A 19,294-nucleotide genomic window follows, 5' to 3' on the forward strand; every position below is an offset into this window, starting at 1 on the left:
TTAAACTCTCAAAACTGACCAACGAGTGAGTAACAGGCCTAAACCTGAGTTTTGGAAGCTAAGCTTCCGATTTGAATGTTTCCGTTGCAGGAAACGATTCTCCATAGAAAGGAGGTGATCCAGCCGCACCTTCCGATACGGCTACCTTGTTACGACTTCACCCCAATCATCTACCCCACCTTCGGCGGCTGGCTCCCTTGCGGGTTACCCCACCGACTTCGGGTGTTGTAAACTCTCGTGGTGTGACGGGCGGTGTGTACAAGACCCGGGAACGTATTCACCGCGGCATGCTGATCCGCGATTACTAGCAATTCCGACTTCATGCAGGCGAGTTGCAGCCTGCAATCCGAACTGAGACCGGCTTTGCTGGGATTGGCTCCACCTCGCGGCTTCGCTTCCCGTTGTACCGGCCATTGTAGTACGTGTGTAGCCCAGGTCATAAGGGGCATGATGATTTGACGTCATCCCCACCTTCCTCCGGTTTGTCACCGGCAGTCACTCTAGAGTGCCCAGCTTAACCTGCTGGCAACTAAAGTCAAGGGTTGCGCTCGTTGCGGGACTTAACCCAACATCTCACGACACGAGCTGACGACAACCATGCACCACCTGTCTCCTCTGTCCCGAAGGCCGCCACTATCTCTAGTGGATTCAGAGGGATGTCAAGACCTGGTAAGGTTCTTCGCGTTGCTTCGAATTAAACCACATACTCCACTGCTTGTGCGGGTCCCCGTCAATTCCTTTGAGTTTCAGTCTTGCGACCGTACTCCCCAGGCGGAGTGCTTACTGTGTTAACTTCGGCACCAAGGGTATCGAAACCCCTAACACCTAGCACTCATCGTTTACGGCGTGGACTACCAGGGTATCTAATCCTGTTTGCTCCCCACGCTTTCGCGCCTCAGCGTCAGTTACAGCCCAGAAAGTCGCCTTCGCCACTGGTGTTCCTCCACATATCTACGCATTTCACCGCTACACGTGGAATTCCACTTTCCTCTTCTGTACTCAAGCCACCCAGTTTCCAGTGCGACCTCAGGTTGAGCCCAAGGTTTAAACACCAGACTTAAATAGCCGCCTGCGCGCGCTTTACGCCCAATAATTCCGGACAACGCTTGCCCCCTACGTATTACCGCGGCTGCTGGCACGTAGTTAGCCGGGGCTTTCTTCTCAGGTACCGTCACTCCGGTAGCAGTTACTCTACCGGACGTTCTTCCCTGGCAACAGAGCTTTACGATCCGAAAACCTTCATCACTCACGCGGCGTTGCTCCGTCAGGCTTTCGCCCATTGCGGAAGATTCCCTACTGCTGCCTCCCGTAGGAGTCTGGGCCGTGTCTCAGTCCCAGTGTGGCCGTTCACCCTCTCAGGTCGGCTACGCATCGTCGCCTTGGTGAGCCGTTACCCCACCAACTAGCTAATGCGCCGCAGGCCCATCTCCTTGTAGCAGATTGCTCCGCCTTTCATCCTTCGTCCATGTGAACAAAGGAATTATCCGGTATTAGCTACCGTTTCCGGTAGTTATCCCAGTCAAAGAGGTAGGTTGCCTACGTGTTACTCACCCGTCCGCCGCTAAGTTAATCCGGAGCAAGCTCCTTCATAACTCCGCTCGACTTGCATGTATTAGGCACGCCGCCAGCGTTCGTCCTGAGCCAGGATCAAACTCTCCAAATTGGTATTTAGAAAGAGCGATTGCTCAATTTGAAACATCTGACGAGAATTTACATTCTCTAATTTTGGATCTCACTTGCGTGATTTCCATACTCACTCGTTGTTCAGTTTTCAAAGATCAAGTTCTTGTTTTTCGTTGTCGGCGCTTGTCAGCAGCGACCTTTATAATATATCACGGCGACCTCGTTTTAGTCAACCTTTTTTTTAATTTCTTTTTTCGGTTGATTTACGCTTGCTTTGCAGCTTGTCATTGTGTCTGAGGGCCGAGTTATAATTTAACACACCATTAACATAAGAGTCAACTATAAATATTCCCTGCGTTTATCATCTCATTCAGAAACTGTACAAATAAAAAAAGAGAGCGCCCGGCCTCTCCCTATCCTACAGCATATGCTCTTTTGTCAGGTGGAACATCCCGTTATGGATAGCCACTCTATCCTGCTCTTTATCTTTACCGGGTGTAACGTACCGCATGACCGTCGCCGGCATCATCCGCCCAGGAAGTAATCTCTCTTATTAGTGAACGGGAAACAAGCTTGCGCAGTACAAGCGGCAGTTCAGCTTCCAATTGGCTGAGGCCGGAATGCTGCAGTAATTCTTTGATACTCCATGATTCCTTTCGGCTGCCCAAGATATTCAAAAGCAATCCGCAACAATCAGACATCTTCGACATTAGGGCAAATTCACAGGCAAGCAGAATCAGTTCGACTCGTTGATCCAGAGTTTCGGTACTCACCGTAAGTTCTTCATACAGCTTGTGAACAGGGGTGTTTAGACTCTTGACTTGTTCCCATACTGCAGGGTCGGGGAAAAATCCCGCTTCACTGACTTCAATCCGCGCCCAATGATACAAAGCAATCAAAACACAGTTGTAGGCATCCATGGTACAGTTTGCTTCCAGATATCGTTTGGATTTAACATACATATGCAGAAAGCGGGCAAATTCCATAAACAGCACCCGCTCTCTTAGCGGGCCCTGGAATTGCATGATCTCCCTGCGCATATCCCCTAATATTCCCTTGGGGTCCCAAATCACATCTCCAGCAATTAAGCTGGTAAGAAGTTCATTGTTATCACCCGCCATTACAGCCCGTTCCAAGGCAGATAAGCCTACATGCACAGACTGCGTGCGCCGGTCACCGGCAATGGTATGGGTTATAGTCCGTTCTTTCTCTTCATCTTCATGCAGCATCAGCACTACCATATCGAAGTCATGAAGAAGCGCACTCTGAAACGGAGCATTACCCTTCTGCCTCAAAGTGACAGCTCCCAGAACATTCTCATCAAACGTTTCTCCACTCAACAGGGTCAAATTGGATAGTTCCATACTTCCCTCCATCAAATTTGGCGATTTTGCGTCCAGTCAGTTATAATCCTCTTAAATAATAATATTCTACATATTCATATCAGTTCCTCCTGGACAACCGAACTATATTTTAGTTAGGAGTAAATACTCATGAAGCTAAAATCGGCTAAAATCAATGCTTTTCGCACCTGGGGACTACTGCTTACCATGCTTGGAATGGGACTCATGATTCTGGGAACGGCAGGCATCGTATTCTGGGGATCAGCAGGCAAAGTATTCGCTGCTATCGGTCTAGTCATCGGCCTGATCTCCATGATGGCAAGTCTCGCCATTTATTTCTGGGCAGGCATGCTATCGACCAGCGCAGTCCAGCTGGAATGTCCGGAATGCCACAAACTGACCAAGATGCTCGGGAAAACAGACCGCTGCATGTTCTGCCATACCCTTCTGACAAGGGATCCGGCACAGGCTACGATAACTGCAGAGCAACTCGAAACTCAGCAACTCAAGCAATAACGACAGCTGATGAATGAATCATACAAACAAGGGGCTCCCAGACTGGGAGCCCCTTTGTTATCTTACTGACAGAATATATTATTGATGAATTGTTTGCAGGGTCTCCCAGGCTTCCTGATTGCCCAGGCTGCGTGTCCAGGAGGCCACTCCGCCAAGTCCAAAAGATTTGGCAAGTTTAACTCTCCCTTGAAGTGAGAGCTTATCCTCTATCCATATTTTGCGGAGAATCCCGTCTTCCTTGTACTCAACGTAATTCTGTCCCGCATCCTTATCAAGCTTCGGTGTCAGCTTCTTCTCAGTAAGAATCTCCTGAACCGCATTCATGCTCACGGCCTTGGAGCTCACCTTGGTTTTACCCTTTTCTGTTGTTTCCGACCAGATACGGGTATACAGCGGGACACCGAGAATCAATTTCTCGGCAGGCACCTCGTCTTCCTCGATAATGCGGCTGATGGAGTTCTCCACCCAAGGCAGCGAGGACACAGAGCCCGACTTTGGACTGGATGCCCAGTGCTCATCGTACGCCATGACCATCATGAAATCAACGACTGTACCGAGTGCGCGCCGGTCCAGAAACAAAGACCACATTTCACTCTTCGATTTAGGCGTCACATCAATGGAGACAATGAGATTTTTAGCTTGGGCCATTGGCTTCAGCTCCCGCATAAACTGCGTAACATTCTCACCGTCTTTGGTGTATACATTCTCAAAGTCGATATTGATACCATCCAGATCATATAAATCAGCAAACTCCAGCATTTGTACGATCGTATTCATCCGCTTCTCATAGCTCGCTAAGGCCTCAGTCGTCAGATCGGCATCAAAGCTGTTGCTGAGCAGAGCCCAGACTTCCATGTCCTGCTTGTGCGCCCACTGCACGTAAGCCTTGTCCGCTTTACTGCGCACATTGCCCTGCACGTCTACAATCTCAAACCACGTAGGGCTGACCACATTGATTCCAGGCAATTCACCGAACTTAGCCGGATCCGGTTTACGCTCGTATACTGCTTCCCAGAACAGATTTACCGGCTTGCCCTTCCAGTTGCGTTCCGCTCTCGACGGTGTGGAAGTTTTTTCTTCTACAGTTTTTTGCCCGTCTGACAGAATGTCACCGGCTTTGGCATATCCCGTGTAACCACTGCTCAACTGCACATACAGCCAGTCCGGGTTGTCAGCCTTCCAGATTCTCACCACGGCTCCCGGAGGCATATCCGCGATAATGGGGGCATGAATCGACGCCTCGCTGCGCAGTGCCTTCGTTCTGTCGCCTTCCTCACCCTTCACTTTGCCCAGCGGAACCGTCTCCCCGGCAGTCATCAGCAGTACAGCTCCGGTATCACTATCCTCTTCTACCTCAAAACCATATAGATCTTCGAGGGTGTCAGCCGGAAGATAGGTCACTCCATCCTTTTCTTCAGGAGCAAGCCGAAGCTGAATCGGCTGGTTGTTCAGGCTGGCGGAGGTTGAATTCTCTCGCATATATAGAAGTTCGCTCTCAGTCGAAAGAATGGCTGATTTGCTCTCCTCTTCATAACGAATGGAAGAATCCACATACTTCTGCAAAAGCGGCAGCGGCAGCAGCAGACTCTCTCCTGTACCGTTAGCGTTAAAACCTGTAAACTCTCCTTTGACAAAAATGGGGTGTTCCATCCCTTTCCAGTCAGGATCAATATGCTGCCGGTTCGGCAGTACATAAAATACAATCCAGTAAGCAGCGGCGGCTATTATGACAAGCCCTAATAAACGGCGAAAAAGACCTCCACGCTTCTTGGTGCGTCTTTGTCTCTGTCTTCTGTCCAAAATGTATCCTCCACATATTTAGTTAATTTTGAGTGCGCGTATAACCAATCTTAAGTATACGCTATGTGAGTCTCTTTGGTTGCGAAAATCTACTGGAAGTTATTCATAGATTAAGTAAGTCATAGCAGAATTATCAAAAAAACGTGCAGCCTCCGCTTCCGGATTCCGCACGTTTTGGAAAAACCGGCAAATCTCCTGCAGTCCGAAACATCGCAGTCGATTATACCCATAATGTTATTCTAATCTGTTATCTCAATGTTTCTTGTCGCTGCAGCATTTGCACACACCGTACAATTCCATCCGCAAACCATGGATCTTAAACTCTGTAGCCTGCTCGGCAGCCTGCTCCACTTCATGCAGCGAGGCGTAGCTGAAATCTTCGATCTTCCCGCACACCTGGCAGATGACATGATAATGATCGGATACATTTGCATCAAAACGGCTTGAATTGTCACCATAAGTCAACTCGCGAACCATACCGGCTTCCATGAACATCTTTAGATTGTTATATACAGTTGCCACACTCATGCTCGGAAACTGCGGCTCAAGCGCACGGTAAATATCGTCTGCCGTAGGATGATTCAACGCTTCCATCAGATACGTAAGAATCGCATGACGCTGAGGCGTAATACGGACACCGGTAGTCTTCAGTTGTTCCAATGCATGCTGTACGCCACTACCCATCAATTCCACCGCCTTTAAAATAAAAACATAATAAAGCTATAAAGTAATTGTAAGACCGGACTTTCGATGTTGTCAACGGAGTCGATACATTATATTCATTATTATATAATAAAAATTACTTTTTTCAATATTTCCTCACATTTAGGTTGCTGTTTCCTTCTACGCGCAGTTTGAACTCGCCATTGCCGATTTTGCCGGAAATTGTCTTTTTGTCGATAGTCAGCTCTGGCAGGTCGGTGTCGATATCTCCATAACCGCTGGATCCATCCACCTTATAATCGCCGAATAAAGGCACGTAAAGATCAATGTCGCCAACTGCGCTGTAAATATCCCAGTCACCGCCGACGGACTCCGATCGGGCATTTATTTTGCCATTTAGGGATTCAGCATGCAGTTTAGTCATCGCACCGTCAATTACCAGATTGCCATTCTTGCTGGACAGATCCACTTCACCACCGTTGCCGGATGCCGTTATATTGCCTACAGCGGTCGACAGCTTCAATGCCCCTGTAACATCCCAAGCCGCCATATTCCCGCCGCTCGTTGACATCTCAACGTCCCCTTGAACCGTTCTGGCACGGGCTTCCCCGTTTAGTGTCTTTCCTTTTACATTTCCGTATATGCGGTATAGAACAATCGCGCCGTTGCCGGTCTCCAGAGAAATATCCTCAATGGCTTCCACATTCTGCAGCGTAATTCCGCCATTCATCGTCCGCACCTCCAGATTAAAGCGGCGGTCCTCCGGAAGCGAAATGTCAAGATCCATGCGCGGCTGGCGTTTCCCGGAGTCTCCATAAGTCTTGGTTTTTGGGGTGACCTTGATGTTAGAACCTTCAATGACCTCCACAAAGGACTGCTCCGATATCGCCTCAGCCACTGCACCATCAAGCTGATCCACCCATACTGTAGCCGTGATTTCAATATCCTCTACCGGGGCTCGGTGAATCATAATGTCGCCGTTGATGGCATCAACAGTTAGTTTGGAGGTGCCCAGCTCAACCGGTACGATCAATGGGGGCTTTTGAAAATGGCTACCCTTGGCTTCGCCGTAATCCACTGCTGCAGCGGTAAGGTTAAGGCTGACCCGGTTCCATAAATGCAAATAATGCTCCTGCTCTGCCACGATAAATACACTGGCGGCCAAAATAACGGATGAGAACAGCCCACGCAAATCCATCCGGGCTCTTGAACCATAGGCAGTCTGACCTCTGCGGCCTGAGAAAAAGTAAATGAGCAGGTATTCCGCACCCCACAGCACCGGTATAACGGGCCACCATTTTAACAGCAGCAGCATATTATGTGTTCCATCTCTTGCATCCATCAGCAAAAGAACGCCGACACTGGCAAGCAGGACTGCAGCCGTATATCTGCCGACACGGCGGATGCGCCGCTCATTGCCTCTGCTCCTGGATAATCCCTTCGCAACCTCACGGACTCCCAGTAAAAAACCGCCGACGATCAGCACCGCGGAAATTACCGTTCCCGCATAATCCTGGATGAACATTTGCAGCCAGGCCGGCTTCTGCCGGAACAGGAACAGCAGCACTCCGCCAAAGAGCAGCATCAAACCAAACGAGATTCCCGGCTCACTCACCAGGGTACGGCGTTTGGCATATTTTGAAGGGGCTGGCGTTTCAGTATCCTCTTCCCCGGGAAAGCGCAAAATCCGGTCAGCAGACTGCAGGGCATCGAACACATTGTAGAAATACAGCACCGGAATCATCAGGGCCAGCAAAATCAGCAGCGGAACGTTGATCTGCATACCGATGGACGAAAAATACAGCAGCGCCGCAATATCAAGCAGGATAAGAAAGATGAAAGAAACCCCTTTGCGGAGAAGCCCGAAATATAGATGTCCCGTCCCCGGAATTAATGCGGACAGCAGTCCGGCAATAAATTTGCGTTTACGATGGGGACGGCGTTTTGGACGGGGCGGGATTGAGGGCTTCTTCTGCTCTATCCCGTCATCTTGCTCCTGTGCAGTTGTATCATATATTCCTTCCTCTGTCGGGAGCTTGGCGGAATCATCTTTCTGTTCAGGACTCATTTCGGGCTCCTCCTTCCATAAAGAATTGTATTACTTTCAAAGCATACCACTCCGATAAAATTCAATCAGTTCCACACCCGGTGCTACTTCCTCTAGTCCGGCAGGAATAAACCCATGTTTGGTATACAGTGTAACTGCAGGAATATTGAGCTTCCCTGTAGATACAATAAACTGCTCCATTCCCGGATAATGGGCAAAGATAAATTCCAGCAGGCTTCCGGCCACCCCTTGGCGGAAATACTCAGGACTCACCATCATTCGCGTCACAGTCAGCTTGCCCGGTGACTCTTCCAGCACGGCAACAGCCCCCATCAGATCCCCGCTGCTGTCGAAACGGCCGTAGAAATCCTCCTGAGACTGGCTCAGCATATCTCTTGTCTCCAGCAATGGCGGAATTTCATGGAATCCGATCATCTCCGCTTCCAGCCGGTAAGCTTTATGCTGGAGGCTCCATAGCTCACTAAGAATGATCTCATCCTGCAGATTAAGCTTGATAATTGTGTTCATCCGCACAGTCCCCTTATATGCCGCTTAGGGCCTGCCGTTGCCGACAAGCCCTGAGCTAATAATCCTATAGTCTACTATTACCCAGAAGCGGGATCTAGCTGTTCAAAACTTCAGCCAGCAATGTATTTACCAGACCCGGGTTGGCTTTGCCTTTGCTTTCTTTCATAACCTGACCTACCAGGAATCCGATTGCTTTCTGCTTGCCAGCCTTGTAATCCTCCACCGATTGCGGATTTGCAGCCACTACATCCTCAACGATTTTTTTGATTGCGCCTTCGTCGCTGATCTGGACAAGTCCCTTCTCCTCAACGATTGCACCCGGCAGCTTTCCGCTTTCCAGCATTTCCTTGAAGACGGTCTTGGCAATCTTGCTGCTGATCGTTCCGCCTGAAATCAGGCCGATCATTTCACCCAGACCCTGCGGCGTAATCTTCACCTGGGACAATTCCAGATTGCTGCCGTTCAGATAACCCAGCAAATCGCCCATCATCCAGTTGGCCACAGCTTTGGCATCCTTTGTATAAGCAAGGCAGCCTTCAAAGAAATCGGCCAGCGGTTTGGAGGAGGTCAGCACACCCGCATCATAAGCGGTAAGGCCATACTCCTCACTGTACCGCAGCTGGAGGGCATCCGGCAGCTCCGGAATCGTAGCCCGGATGGACTCTTTCCAAGCATCGTCAATATGCAGGACAATGAGATCCGGATCTGGAAAGTAGCGGTAATCATGAGCTTCTTCCTTGCCGCGCATAGATAACGTCTTGCCCTGCGCTTCATCCCAGCGGCGGGTCTCCTGCACGACAATACCGCCATCATCAAGGATTTCCCCTTGGCGGAATTGCTCGTACTCCAGACCGCGCAGCACACCCCGGAAGGAGTTCATGTTCTTAAGCTCCGCTCGGATGCCGAACTCTTCCTGACCTGCCGGCCGCAGGCTTATGTTCGCATCGCAGCGCATGGAGCCTTCTTCCATCTTCACATCGGATACGTCGCAATATTGCATAATGGCCCGTATCTTCTCCAGATAAGCGCGCGCCTCTTCAGGAGAGCGCAGATCCGGTTCGGAGACAATTTCAATCAGCGGTGTGCCTACCCGGTTGAAATCGACGAGGGAAGCAAATCCGCCGTCTACATGAGTCAGCTTGCCCGCATCTTCCTCCAGGTGCAGGCGGGTGATACCGATCCGTTTGGTCTCACCGTTCACTTCGATATCGATCCAGCCGTTCAGACCGATCGGCTGGTCATATTGCGAGATCTGATACGCTTTGGGCGAATCGGGGTAAAAATAGTTCTTGCGGTCGAACTTGCTGACATCGCCGATGGTGCAGTTCAGCGCCATGGCTGCTTTCATCGCATATTCCACCGCCTGGCGGTTCAACACCGGCAGCACGCCGGGGTGACCAAGACAGACGGGACAGGTATGCGTATTGGGCGGAGCGCCAAATTCTGTGGAGCAGCCGCAAAAGATTTTGGACTTGGTATGAAGCTCCACATGAACTTCCAGCCCGATGACCGTTTCGTATTTAGACATAAATGATCTCATCCCTTAAAAGTTTTGTGAGCCTAAGCTTCGAAGACCGCAATTATAGTTGTGGCTGTACTTTATGATGATCTGTATGTTGTTCAAAAGCGTGTGCAACACGCAGTACCGTGCTCTCATCAAATTCCTTACCGATAATTTGCAGACCTACAGGCAGGCCTTCGGCAAAACCGCAAGGGATGCTGACGGCAGGAATGCCGGCGAGACTGACCGGAATGGTCAAAATATCATTCAAATACATCGTGAGCGGATCTTCCGTCTGTGAGCCCAGCTTGAAAGCTGTAGTTGGCGCAGTCGGTCCGATGACGACATCATATTTTTTAAATACTTCGTCGAAATCCTGCTTGATCAAGGTGCGCACTTTCTGCGCCTTCAAGTAATAAGCATCATAATAACCGGAGCTGAGCGCATAAGTGCCGAGCATAATCCGGCGTTTAACTTCCGGTCCAAATCCGTGGCTGCGGGAATTATGGTACAAATCAAGCAATCCGCCGCCGTTATCTATACGCGCACCGTAACGCACCCCGTCAAAACGGGCCAGGTTGGAAGACGCCTCCGAAGAGGAGAGCAAATAATACGCCGCCACAGCATATTCGGTATGCGGAAGAGAAACCTCTTCCCAGACCGCACCCAGACCTTCCAGCACCTTAAGTGCAGACAGCACACTCTCACGGACGGAGGCATCTACACCTTCTCCGATATACTCCTTCGGCACAGCGATGCGCAGCCCGGAAATATCACCGGTAAGTGCGCTTAAGTAATCAGGGATATTCACTTTGGCCGAGGTGGAATCCTGGGCGTCGTATCCGGCAATGGCCTGCAGCACATAAGCGGAATCCTCCACTGTGCGGGTAAGCGGACCAATCTGATCGAGCGAAGAAGCAAATGCCACTAGGCCGTAACGCGAAACCAGACCATAAGTCGGTTTAAGTCCTACCACACCGCAATACGAAGCAGGCTGGCGGATAGAACCGCCGGTATCGGAGCCAAGTGCAAAGAAGACTTCACCGGCAGCTACCGCAGCTGCCGAGCCGCCGCTGGAGCCCCCGGGAACACGTTCCAGATTCCAAGGATTACGCACAGCCACGTAGCTAGAATTCTCATTGGAGCCGCCCATGGCGAACTCGTCCATGTTCAGCTTACCGATGGTTACAGCATCGGCCTGACGCAGTTTGGAAACAACTGTTGCATCATATATCGGCTGGAAATTGTCCAGAAACTGGCTGGCACAGGTTGTGCGCAGTCCTTTGGTCACAATATTATCTTTAATTCCTGCAGGAAGACCAAACAGCAAACCGCGCGCTGCACCGGAAGCCAGCTTGTCGTCCAGAGCACGTGCAGACAGCCGCGCGCCCTCCTCATTTAAAGTTAAAAATGCATGCACCTTCCCGTCACGCTCGGTAATGGCAGCCAGTGATTCTTCCGTCAGTTCGCTGACCGAAATCTCTTTGCTGTGCAGCATGTTATGTACTTCGGGTAGTCGATATTGAAACAGGCTCAACTTTCTTCCTCCTCTCTATTGTCGTTATTCCAGAACTGCCGGTACTTTGAAATGTCCGTCTTCATGTTCAGGTGCGTTAAGCAGAGCTTCTTCTTGGGAAAGGCTCTCCTTCACAACATCGTCCCGCATCACATTGCTGACCTGCAGCACATGCGTTGTCGGCTTCACATGCTCCGTGTCAAGTTCGTTCAATTTCTCCGCATATTGTAAAATAGCATTCATTTGTTCAGTAAAAGTAGCCTCTTCTTCCGGGCTTAACTGCAGGCGGGCCAGCTTGGCCACATGCTGCACATCTTTGACGGTAATGCTCATAAGAAATATCCCTCCTGTTTAAAGGGCTAAAGCGCCCGGATAACGTTTTTAATTATATTGTAGAAGCCTGGACAATTCAATGAGCTTGTCATGTTCATAAAGCTTCAATTCGAACAACAGCTAGTTGCGCTACAGGTTATGGGTACATGAAACAAGAAAAAACGGCTATGGCGTCCTAATAGGGACGGCAGCCGTTTCTGCAGAAATATAAGGATAAAGCATTGCGTGCACCCTATAGATTCTTACATTTTAAGAAGAAACGGACTTGCAGTCCTCTTAGGACTGGCAGCCGCTTCTGCGAAAAATAGAAGGATCATTTATGGCGTGGAACATATAAATTCTTCTATTTCAAAAAAGCCGGCTTGCGCCGGCCTTACCTAAATCCAAGCGCGAAGATTCACCTGTTTGATGAATTCCGCCTGGGACATACTTTCCGTAGACGTCGTTTCCGCCTCTTCTGCTTCCATGTCTTCGCCGTTCATCAAATGATGAAACAGCTTCTCATTGTATGTCGACAAAGCATAGTCGATCAATGCTTCATGTGTTGCTCTCTCAGCCTCTACCACCAGCAATTGTTCTTCCGCCTCAATATCCTCTGCCGTAACATAAAAATTCCTGTTAGCCTGAGGGACACGAATCACATAATCAAACGCATTGTCAGGATTGCGGTCGTAAGCAATCAGGTAGCCGTAGTCTCCAATAGGAAGACTCTGCTCAAAAGCGTCTGCAACAATGACAATTTTCTCTCCTAAACGCAGCATCGTCCTACCTCCTGAGCCAAAATCTATCATGGTTCTACTTGTTTCAACAGTCTACTAAAAAAAGATAGAGCTGTCCAGCAGCAGGAGGAGAGTTCAATGTAATTTCCCTTGAAATTTTCAGAAATGTCGAGAAAAAGCAACATTTTTCTTATTTTTCCGTCAAACTGGGAGTTTATTCCTGGACGTTAACAGAGTAGACCCGGCAATGCACAGCACAATCAGCACGGCTGCTGAGAGAAAAGGGCCTACTCCAGCTGTGCCGCTGTCTACAAGGACTCCGGCAGACAATCCAGGCAGCGCAGCCATCGTCCAAGCAAGCTGGGTTGGCAGCAGACTATAGGCAAGCGATACCCCTGCCACGAGCGCCAGGGCAAGAAACACAGCGGCAGGTCCACGAAGGAAGGAGCTGAACAGCAGTGTCAGTGAGACGCCGCAGAGCAGCCATAGCCCATAGATTCCGGTTGCAGCTGCAACCTCACCCCAGGCAAGCGGACCCATCAGTGCTTCCGTGTAATACCCGGCCCCCGCCGCGCCCAGTCCAAGTGCAATTACAAGCAGGGTCAGCTGTGCAGCCCATTTGGCGATGATAATGACCATCGGAGTAACCGGCTTGGCCATCAGCAGCTCAGCCGTTCCGCTGCTCCGCTCTCCCGCCAGTGCATTCATGCTCCCAAGCGCCAGAACCAGTATGCCAATCGTTCCATATTGGCCAAGCGCTTGCGCCATTACCGCAGCTGCCTCCGGCATTTCAAAGCTCTCCAGCATCCCCGCCGGCACATTTGCGGAAGCTTCCAGAATATCGCGCATGTAATAGGTCACAAGCGGCTGCATAATGCCCAAGATGATAAATACAATCGGTATCCAGATCAGTTTGTAGCTTCGCAGCGTCTCGAGCATTTCTTTCGAGTATAAAGTCCAGAAGCTTCTCATGAGCCCACCACTTTCATGAACAGGTCTTCCAGCGTGGAAGAGCCTGCTTCGAATTGCAGCAGCGGAATATCCAGCTTGCCAGCTTCCTGCAGAATCTCCCGCCGTGCCACTTCTACATCGCTCACATTAAAAATGGCTTTACCTGCAGTAATCTGCGACTGAACAATAAAAGGTTTATGCACAAGGTCCTCCAGCCACCGGAATGCCTTATCCTCTTTCTCTGTATATAGTCTGATAATAGGAAGACTGTACTGTGAACGGAGATAGGATAATGTCCCCTGCTCGGCTATCACACCACGGTTCATTAATATGATATCATCGCATATCTCTTCGGCATCATGCAGCACATGTGTAGAAAAGATGACCGTCGTCTCTTCACGGATCTCCCGCAGCAGTTCCATCACTTCCCGCCGTCCAATCGGATCAAGCGCCGAGACCGGCTCGTCAAGCAGCAGTAGCCGGGGGCGGTGCACCAGTGCCTGCGCCAGACCGAGCCGCTGCTTCATTCCGCCTGAATACCCGGAAATCCGGCGGCGCGCCGACTCGCTGAGACCTACCCGCTCCAGTGCGGCGGCCGACCTCTCGGCTGCTTCTCTGGAGCGCATGCCGCTCAGCTTCGCGGCAAAGACAACATATTCCTGTCCGCTCATCCAGTTGTAAAAAGCCGGGGATTGCGGCAAATATCCCAGTGCTTTGCGGTAATCCGCTCCCGGACGATTGCCGGCAAAGGATATCTCTCCCGACGTAGGCGGCAGCAGACCCGCAAGCATGCGCAGCGTTGTGGTCTTGCCTGCTCCGTTTGGTCCCAGCAAGGCGACACAGCGCCCGGCTTCGATCTCAAAGCTTATACCATCTACGGAGATATGTCTGCCATACCGTTTATGCAGATCGGCAACCTTAAGCAGCGGCATCAGTTCTCATTCCTTCCTGCTGTAAAATAAGCAATACTGCCCAACAGATTGCCAAATACTATTATAATAATCCACATCCATTTCGGACCCCGCACTTTCTCCGCTCTGGCCAAAGATATCAATCCGACAATGGCCAGCAAGATCTGAAGTGCAAGCAGCGGCCAAACCAAACCCCAATTCACTTTGTCCATCCCAGCATCCCCCGTTCTATTCTTTGCATACAGAAGGATCTTTCCTGACATCCTGTATTGATTAATCCCGTTTTCTTCTTCGTCTATCTGGCAAAATCACAAACAACAGGTAGCAAACTACCGGGGTGGGTATTCCGGTAAGACCCCAGACTCCCCAGAACCATGCCATGCCACCTTCGCCTCTCTTCTGCGCATCCCGGAATATCCATGTCCCCTGCAGCATCAGCACGGCAGCTAAGCAAATCCACAACCATAAAGGCACATCCTTCAGTTCACTCACTCTTCCGTATCCTCCCGCCGCAGTCTGATCCGCGAAACCCCCAGACTGCCAAGTGCCGCGAGGGGGAATACCGCCTGCAGTACCCAATAAAATACAGGGGCTGATCCCAAGGCAGTAAGAATGATACTGAGCACAATCAGAGCCAGGCACAAAAACAGCAGCAGCTCATTGCGGCTCTTACGGCGCCTGCGGAGGGTCTCGGCGGCAATGAGTTCTTCCATAACCAACAAGGATGGCGGCGAAATGTCATCAAATTGCGCATCCAAAATATTCAATTCTGCGTTCAACTGGACCAGCAGTTCTTCATCATCAGGTTTCATCCTCATTCAGCTCCTTTCGCAGGTGGTTAAGGCCGGCAGACACACGTGATTTGACTGTACCCGATGGGACTTGCAGAATCACACCGATTTCTTCATAGCTGTAACCGTAATAATGCTTCAGCAGTACGGCTATCCGCTGAGGTGAGGGAATCCGGGAGAGCGCATCAAGTAGATCGCTCCATTCTATATTCCGGCTCTCAAACCGCCAGCGGATGGACAACACGCCCTGCTCCTGGCGCCGCCACTCTGCTTCACGTTTCCATCTCCGCTTCCGGTCGATATATAGACGGGTAGCGATCGTGATCAACCATGAGGAAAAAGAAGAGGAACCATCGTAGCTTCTAATCTTCTCCATGCATCTGACCATAGTATCCTGGGCAAGCTCCTCGGCGAGCAATGGGTCCATGGTGACCTTGATTAGGTATTTGTACAAAAAGCTGTAATGCTCCCGCAGCAGTAACGCAAGCGCCGAAGCATCGCCCTGCTGTGCCAGCTTGATTCTCTCCAGCGTCACGTCGCTCATTGATCCCTCCATGCTTCCTTCATTCACACCGTAATACGAATAGCTATATCAATTCGTTCATTCGTGATCCAAATTATTTTGCAGCTCCCAAAGTCTCCGCCGCCAAGGCTGAACTGCACCTTTCCCTCCAGGGAAATGCCAGAATAAAGTCCGCTCCAAACCGTCTGGAGTTCTGCCGAGAGCAGGAAGCTCCGTTTCTTTCCCTTTACCGACTGTGAAGATTTCACTAGCTGTATCTGGCTTTCCATCGTCCATCTGGTAATGTATATCGTTCTTCAAGCCGCTTCCTCCCATGCAATTCAACCTATTATGTAGACAAAAAAAAGAACGCAAACCGGGATTATTCCACAGTCTGCGTGCTTCGCGAGGTAAATGTTACATTTAATTAACATTATTGTAGCAACTTTGTATCTTTATGTCCATCTCTATTTTCCCGGTTCATGTCGCATCCAAGAGAATAAGGTCACTGCATGGGAACGTAAGGATTGCGGAGACGTTCAAAGCCGATGGTTGTCCGCGGACCATGTCCCGGATATACCTTCACTTCTTCATCCAGCCGGTACAGCTTCCCGCGGATGGAGTCAATTAAATCCCGCTCTCTGCCACCGGGCAGATCGGTACGTCCGACCCCCAGCTTAAACAGCACATCCCCGGAGAACAGATCATTTCCACACAGGAAGCTTACACTTCCCGGAGAATGCCCTGGGGTATGCATCACCCGGAAGGTGAGGCCCAGCAGCTGTAGAATCTGTCCTTCTGCCAGATCATACTCTGCAGGATCTGTGCTAATCGGAGGCGAGGCTTCCGGCCACATCAGTGAGCCGTTCAGCTTGGGACTGCTCAGCCATTCACTCTCCAGAGGATGAACATAGACAGGACATTTCTTGGCTTTGCGTATTTCATCTACGCCGCCGATATGATCGAAATGGGCATGTGTCAGCAAAATCGCTTCAATCTCCATGCCTTCTATAGCCCGCACAAGACCAGCAGGATTCATACCGGGATCGATGATAATGCCACGCCCGGGATCTGCCCCGGTCAACAAATACGCATTGGTCTGGAGCGGCCCTAGATTATAGGAACGTATATTAAGCATAATTTAAAAGCCGGAGATCAGGCTGCGCAGCTCTCCCGCGATAACTGCGTGCGATTCCGTTCCTTCCCCGTAGGCTTGTCCCATCGCCTTGCGTACTTCAGCAATCTTGCTCTCGTAATCCGCGGCTTCGCGGTCGGGATTCTCCTGTTTGAATGCAGCCATCAGAGACTGCACATGCTCCGGACGCGGACCCCAATGACCGAGCACATAACCTCCAGTATCGGCAAAGATGACAATCGGCACCGATCTGCCGCCCATCGTCAGGAAATCATCCATGACATCCTGATTCTCTTCCAGAATCAGCACTTCAGTCTTAATCCCCGCTGTCTCAAGAATGCGGAATACAACCGGCACATTACGCACTACGTCACCGCACCAATCGGCAGCCAAGATCAGCACCCGCAAATCATCGCGATGGTTCAGGCTCTCAAAGTATTCCCGGTCGCTTTCGTTATCCCAGGCAAACTTCTCATACCAGGACTCAAATGCCTGCTGATTCTTCGTCATCCCTTCCACGAACTGGCGCGGAGTAAGACCTTGACCAAATTTATGGGCTACATTCTGCTTCATACTGCACTACCTTTCTTCTTGGATTTGTACCACTTGAACAGAAAATATATAACGATAATGGCTATTGCAACGAGAATCAGCTCATGGGTGTACTTGGCCGCAACCTCGTCAATCGTTTTCCATTTGTCACCCAGAGTGTAGCCCAGGTAGACAAACAGTGCGCTCCACGGAATAACCGCGAGTGTGGTCAGCAGAGTGAATTTGCCTAACGGCATACGTGATATCCCTGCCGGCACGGAAATGGCATGGCGGACAATCGGAATGAAGCGGGCCGTAAAAATAACACCGGTACCGTACTTGTTGAACCATTCTTCGGAATGATCAATATGCTTCTTCTTGATAAAAATATACTTCCCGTATTTCTCCAGCACAGGTCTGCCGCCATAACGGCCGATCCAATACACAAAGATCTGGGCAATGACCCCACCCACCGTTCCAAAAAGAACTGCGCCAAAAAAGTTAATCTGCCCTTGCGAAACCAAGTATCCGCCAAAAGCAAGCACAATCTCACTCGGTATTACTTCAATCATGAGTCCGATCATAATCCCGAAATACCCAAGACTCTGAATCCACTCAAACAACTGCGAGACCAGATCAGAAAAAAAATGCAATGCAGCTCCTCCTCCCGTATTTGCGGAATTAGGCTTAGCGCCCTTCAGGCTCAGACGAACAACGCTTCCGCTCTATGTATCCAGCTTCTTCTAGCCTATTCTAGCATATGCGGCCTTACGACTTCTACTTACGAAGATGGAATCTATGGCATTCAACAGATTGACAATTTATGAAATCAGTGCAATTATATATTTAGATAATTATTTAAATATCGAAAGGTCGGATCGAAAATGAATGAATCCTTCAAAGCGCTGGCCGATCCTACCCGGCGGCAGATCATCCGGCTGCTGCGGGAAAAAGACCGTACGGCCGGAGAAATCGCCGATTATTTTCAGATGTCAAAACCAAGCATTTCGCATCATCTCAGCGCACTGAAGCATGCCGGTCTGGTACAGGATGAACGGAAGGGACAGTTCATTCTTTATTCACTGGATACCACTGTGCTTGAAGAGGTGCTTGGATGGTTCCTGGAATTGACCGGCACGGGAAAAGGAAGTGCACCAGATCATTTACCTGCAGAAGACGGCAAAAGGCAACACAACCATTCTAACTCGGAGGTTGAGTAAAGATGAAAAATTTCAAATGGAAGTGGCAGGACACACTAATAGTCATTTTGGGGCTTCTTTCTCTTGGTTATGCGCTCATTAATTATGGCAAACTGCCTGACCAGCTCCCTCTCCAGTTCGGCATTACTGGAGAGGTTAACCGGTACGGGAGCAAAGGGTCGGCGATTGCACTGCTGGCATTCATGGGCCTGGCATTTCCCATTGGAATGCAGTTCATACGGAATATCGATCCCAAGAAAGAGAATTACTCGAAATTCGAAGGTGCTTATAAAATGACCCGCCTGGCTATCGCGGTGCTCGCCGATACTATACTTGTCCTAACCGTAGCCAGCAGTCTTGACCAAAATATTCCGGTCAGCAAATTAACTATGGTAGCAGTTGGCCTGCTGTTCATTGTTATTGGAAATTATATGCCGCAAGTTAAAGATAACTATTTCATCGGCATCCGCACCCCATGGACGCTGGCCAGTCCGGAGGTATGGCGGAAAACTCACCGTTTCTCAGGGTTCATGTGGATGCTGGGCGGGCTGCTGATTGCACTTGGCGCATTTATGCCAAAAACCCTGTCCATTAGTATGATTATCACGGCCTTGCTGATCGCGACCATCATCCCGTACGTCTACTCCTGGTTCACCTCTCAGCGGATGAAGGCATGAGAGTAGGC

Annotated in this window: 22 protein-coding genes and 1 rRNA gene; 3 read left to right on the forward strand and 20 right to left on the reverse strand. The window is 50.1% G+C overall.

Features of this window, described 5'->3' with window-relative positions; all coding sequences use genetic code 11:
* Positions 1-107: 107 nt before the first annotated feature.
* Both H70357_RS29145 and H70357_RS29150 read right to left on the reverse strand, forming a co-directional pair.
* A 16S ribosomal RNA gene (locus H70357_RS29145) occupies positions 108-1,663 on the reverse strand.
* A 448-nt stretch (positions 1,664-2,111) separates the two neighbouring features.
* Positions 2,112-2,987 (reverse strand): nucleotidyltransferase-like protein, encoded by an 876-nt coding sequence (locus tag H70357_RS29150; RefSeq protein WP_038596521.1) that lies wholly within the window; start codon positions 2,985-2,987, stop codon positions 2,112-2,114.
* Positions 2,988-3,116: 129 nt separating this feature from the next.
* On the opposite strand from H70357_RS29150, the gene H70357_RS29155 reads away from it, so the two are divergent.
* Entirely contained in the window at positions 3,117-3,482 is a 366-nt protein-coding gene (locus H70357_RS29155; RefSeq protein WP_038596523.1) for a DUF2614 family zinc ribbon-containing protein, read from the forward strand.
* A 78-nt stretch (positions 3,483-3,560) separates the two neighbouring features.
* On the opposite strand, the gene H70357_RS29160 is transcribed toward H70357_RS29155, so the two are convergent.
* The 18 genes from H70357_RS29160 to H70357_RS29245 all read right to left on the reverse strand — a co-directional run bounded on the left by H70357_RS29160 (position 3,561) and on the right by H70357_RS29245 (position 18,063).
* Positions 3,561-5,282, reverse strand: a complete 1,722-nt coding sequence (locus tag H70357_RS29160; protein ID WP_038596525.1) for a glycosyl hydrolase family 18 protein — start codon at positions 5,280-5,282, stop codon at positions 3,561-3,563.
* Between the two features lie 252 nt (positions 5,283-5,534).
* Positions 5,535-5,966 carry a Fur family transcriptional regulator gene (locus H70357_RS29165; RefSeq protein ID WP_038596527.1) on the reverse strand — a complete coding sequence of 144 codons (432 nt, stop codon included), beginning with the start codon at positions 5,964-5,966 and terminating at the stop codon, positions 5,535-5,537.
* 124 nt (positions 5,967-6,090) lie between these two features.
* A complete protein-coding gene (locus tag H70357_RS29170) occupies positions 6,091-8,013 on the reverse strand; it encodes a DUF4097 family beta strand repeat-containing protein (RefSeq protein ID WP_231578335.1) in 1,923 nt (640 codons plus the stop codon).
* A 36-nt stretch (positions 8,014-8,049) separates the two neighbouring features.
* Entirely contained in the window at positions 8,050-8,520 is a 471-nt protein-coding gene (locus tag H70357_RS29175) for a GNAT family N-acetyltransferase (protein ID WP_038596529.1), read from the reverse strand.
* 94 nt (positions 8,521-8,614) lie between these two features.
* Positions 8,615-10,060 carry an Asp-tRNA(Asn)/Glu-tRNA(Gln) amidotransferase subunit GatB gene (gene gatB / locus H70357_RS29180; protein ID WP_038596532.1) on the reverse strand — a complete coding sequence of 482 codons (1,446 nt, stop codon included), beginning with the start codon at positions 10,058-10,060 and terminating at the stop codon, positions 8,615-8,617.
* A gap of 40 nt (positions 10,061-10,100) precedes the next feature.
* Positions 10,101-11,558 (reverse strand): Asp-tRNA(Asn)/Glu-tRNA(Gln) amidotransferase subunit GatA, encoded by a 1,458-nt coding sequence (gene gatA, locus H70357_RS29185; RefSeq protein ID WP_038596534.1) that lies wholly within the window; start codon positions 11,556-11,558, stop codon positions 10,101-10,103.
* A gap of 24 nt (positions 11,559-11,582) precedes the next feature.
* Complete coding sequence (gene gatC / locus H70357_RS29190) at positions 11,583-11,870, reverse strand: Asp-tRNA(Asn)/Glu-tRNA(Gln) amidotransferase subunit GatC (RefSeq protein WP_038596536.1); 288 nt, start codon at positions 11,868-11,870, stop codon at positions 11,583-11,585.
* A gap of 377 nt (positions 11,871-12,247) precedes the next feature.
* On the reverse strand, positions 12,248-12,631 hold the full coding sequence (locus H70357_RS29195) for a hypothetical protein (protein WP_038596538.1): 384 nt from the start codon (positions 12,629-12,631) through the stop codon (positions 12,248-12,250).
* A 159-nt stretch (positions 12,632-12,790) separates the two neighbouring features.
* A complete protein-coding gene (locus H70357_RS29200; RefSeq protein ID WP_038596540.1) occupies positions 12,791-13,561 on the reverse strand; it encodes an ABC transporter permease subunit in 771 nt (256 codons plus the stop codon).
* Positions 13,558-14,472: an ABC transporter ATP-binding protein gene (locus tag H70357_RS29205; RefSeq protein WP_038596542.1), complete on the reverse strand. Its 915-nt coding sequence runs from the start codon at positions 14,470-14,472 to the stop codon at positions 13,558-13,560. The genes H70357_RS29200 and H70357_RS29205 overlap by 4 nt, the downstream gene beginning before the upstream one ends.
* The gene (locus H70357_RS29210) at positions 14,472-14,663 is read right to left on the reverse strand and encodes a PLD nuclease N-terminal domain-containing protein (RefSeq protein WP_038596544.1); all 192 of its coding nucleotides are present in this window, start codon (positions 14,661-14,663) and stop codon (positions 14,472-14,474) included. Before H70357_RS29210 ends, H70357_RS29205 begins: the two co-directional genes overlap by 1 nt.
* 61 nt (positions 14,664-14,724) lie before the next feature.
* On the reverse strand, positions 14,725-14,943 hold the full coding sequence (locus tag H70357_RS29215; RefSeq protein ID WP_038596546.1) for a hypothetical protein: 219 nt from the start codon (positions 14,941-14,943) through the stop codon (positions 14,725-14,727).
* Positions 14,940-15,263 (reverse strand): YxlC family protein, encoded by a 324-nt coding sequence (locus H70357_RS29220; protein ID WP_038596548.1) that lies wholly within the window; start codon positions 15,261-15,263, stop codon positions 14,940-14,942. The genes H70357_RS29215 and H70357_RS29220 overlap by 4 nt, the downstream gene beginning before the upstream one ends.
* The gene (gene sigY, locus H70357_RS29225) at positions 15,253-15,786 is read right to left on the reverse strand and encodes an RNA polymerase sigma factor SigY (RefSeq protein WP_038596550.1); all 534 of its coding nucleotides are present in this window, start codon (positions 15,784-15,786) and stop codon (positions 15,253-15,255) included. Before sigY ends, H70357_RS29220 begins: the two co-directional genes overlap by 11 nt.
* 57 nt (positions 15,787-15,843) lie before the next feature.
* Complete coding sequence (locus H70357_RS29230; protein WP_038596552.1) at positions 15,844-16,065, reverse strand: hypothetical protein; 222 nt, start codon at positions 16,063-16,065, stop codon at positions 15,844-15,846.
* A gap of 184 nt (positions 16,066-16,249) precedes the next feature.
* A complete protein-coding gene (locus tag H70357_RS29235) occupies positions 16,250-16,885 on the reverse strand; it encodes an MBL fold metallo-hydrolase (RefSeq protein ID WP_038596555.1) in 636 nt (211 codons plus the stop codon).
* Positions 16,886-17,452, reverse strand: a complete 567-nt coding sequence (locus H70357_RS29240) for a thioredoxin family protein (RefSeq protein ID WP_038596557.1) — start codon at positions 17,450-17,452, stop codon at positions 16,886-16,888.
* The gene (locus H70357_RS29245) at positions 17,449-18,063 is read right to left on the reverse strand and encodes an undecaprenyl phosphate transporter UptA (protein ID WP_038596559.1); all 615 of its coding nucleotides are present in this window, start codon (positions 18,061-18,063) and stop codon (positions 17,449-17,451) included. The genes H70357_RS29240 and H70357_RS29245 overlap by 4 nt, the downstream gene beginning before the upstream one ends.
* A gap of 231 nt (positions 18,064-18,294) precedes the next feature.
* On the opposite strand from H70357_RS29245, the gene H70357_RS29250 reads away from it, so the two are divergent.
* Complete coding sequence (locus tag H70357_RS29250) at positions 18,295-18,630, forward strand: autorepressor SdpR family transcription factor (protein WP_231578336.1); 336 nt, start codon at positions 18,295-18,297, stop codon at positions 18,628-18,630.
* A gap of 2 nt (positions 18,631-18,632) precedes the next feature.
* Positions 18,633-19,286, forward strand: coding sequence for an SdpI family protein (locus H70357_RS29255; protein ID WP_052092318.1), 654 nt, complete (start codon positions 18,633-18,635; stop codon positions 19,284-19,286).
* The last annotated feature ends 8 nt before the right edge of the window (positions 19,287-19,294 follow it).

It is taken from the genome of Paenibacillus sp. FSL H7-0357 (assembly GCF_000758525.1).
Classification (GTDB): Bacteria; Bacillota; Bacilli; order Paenibacillales; family Paenibacillaceae; genus Paenibacillus_AQ.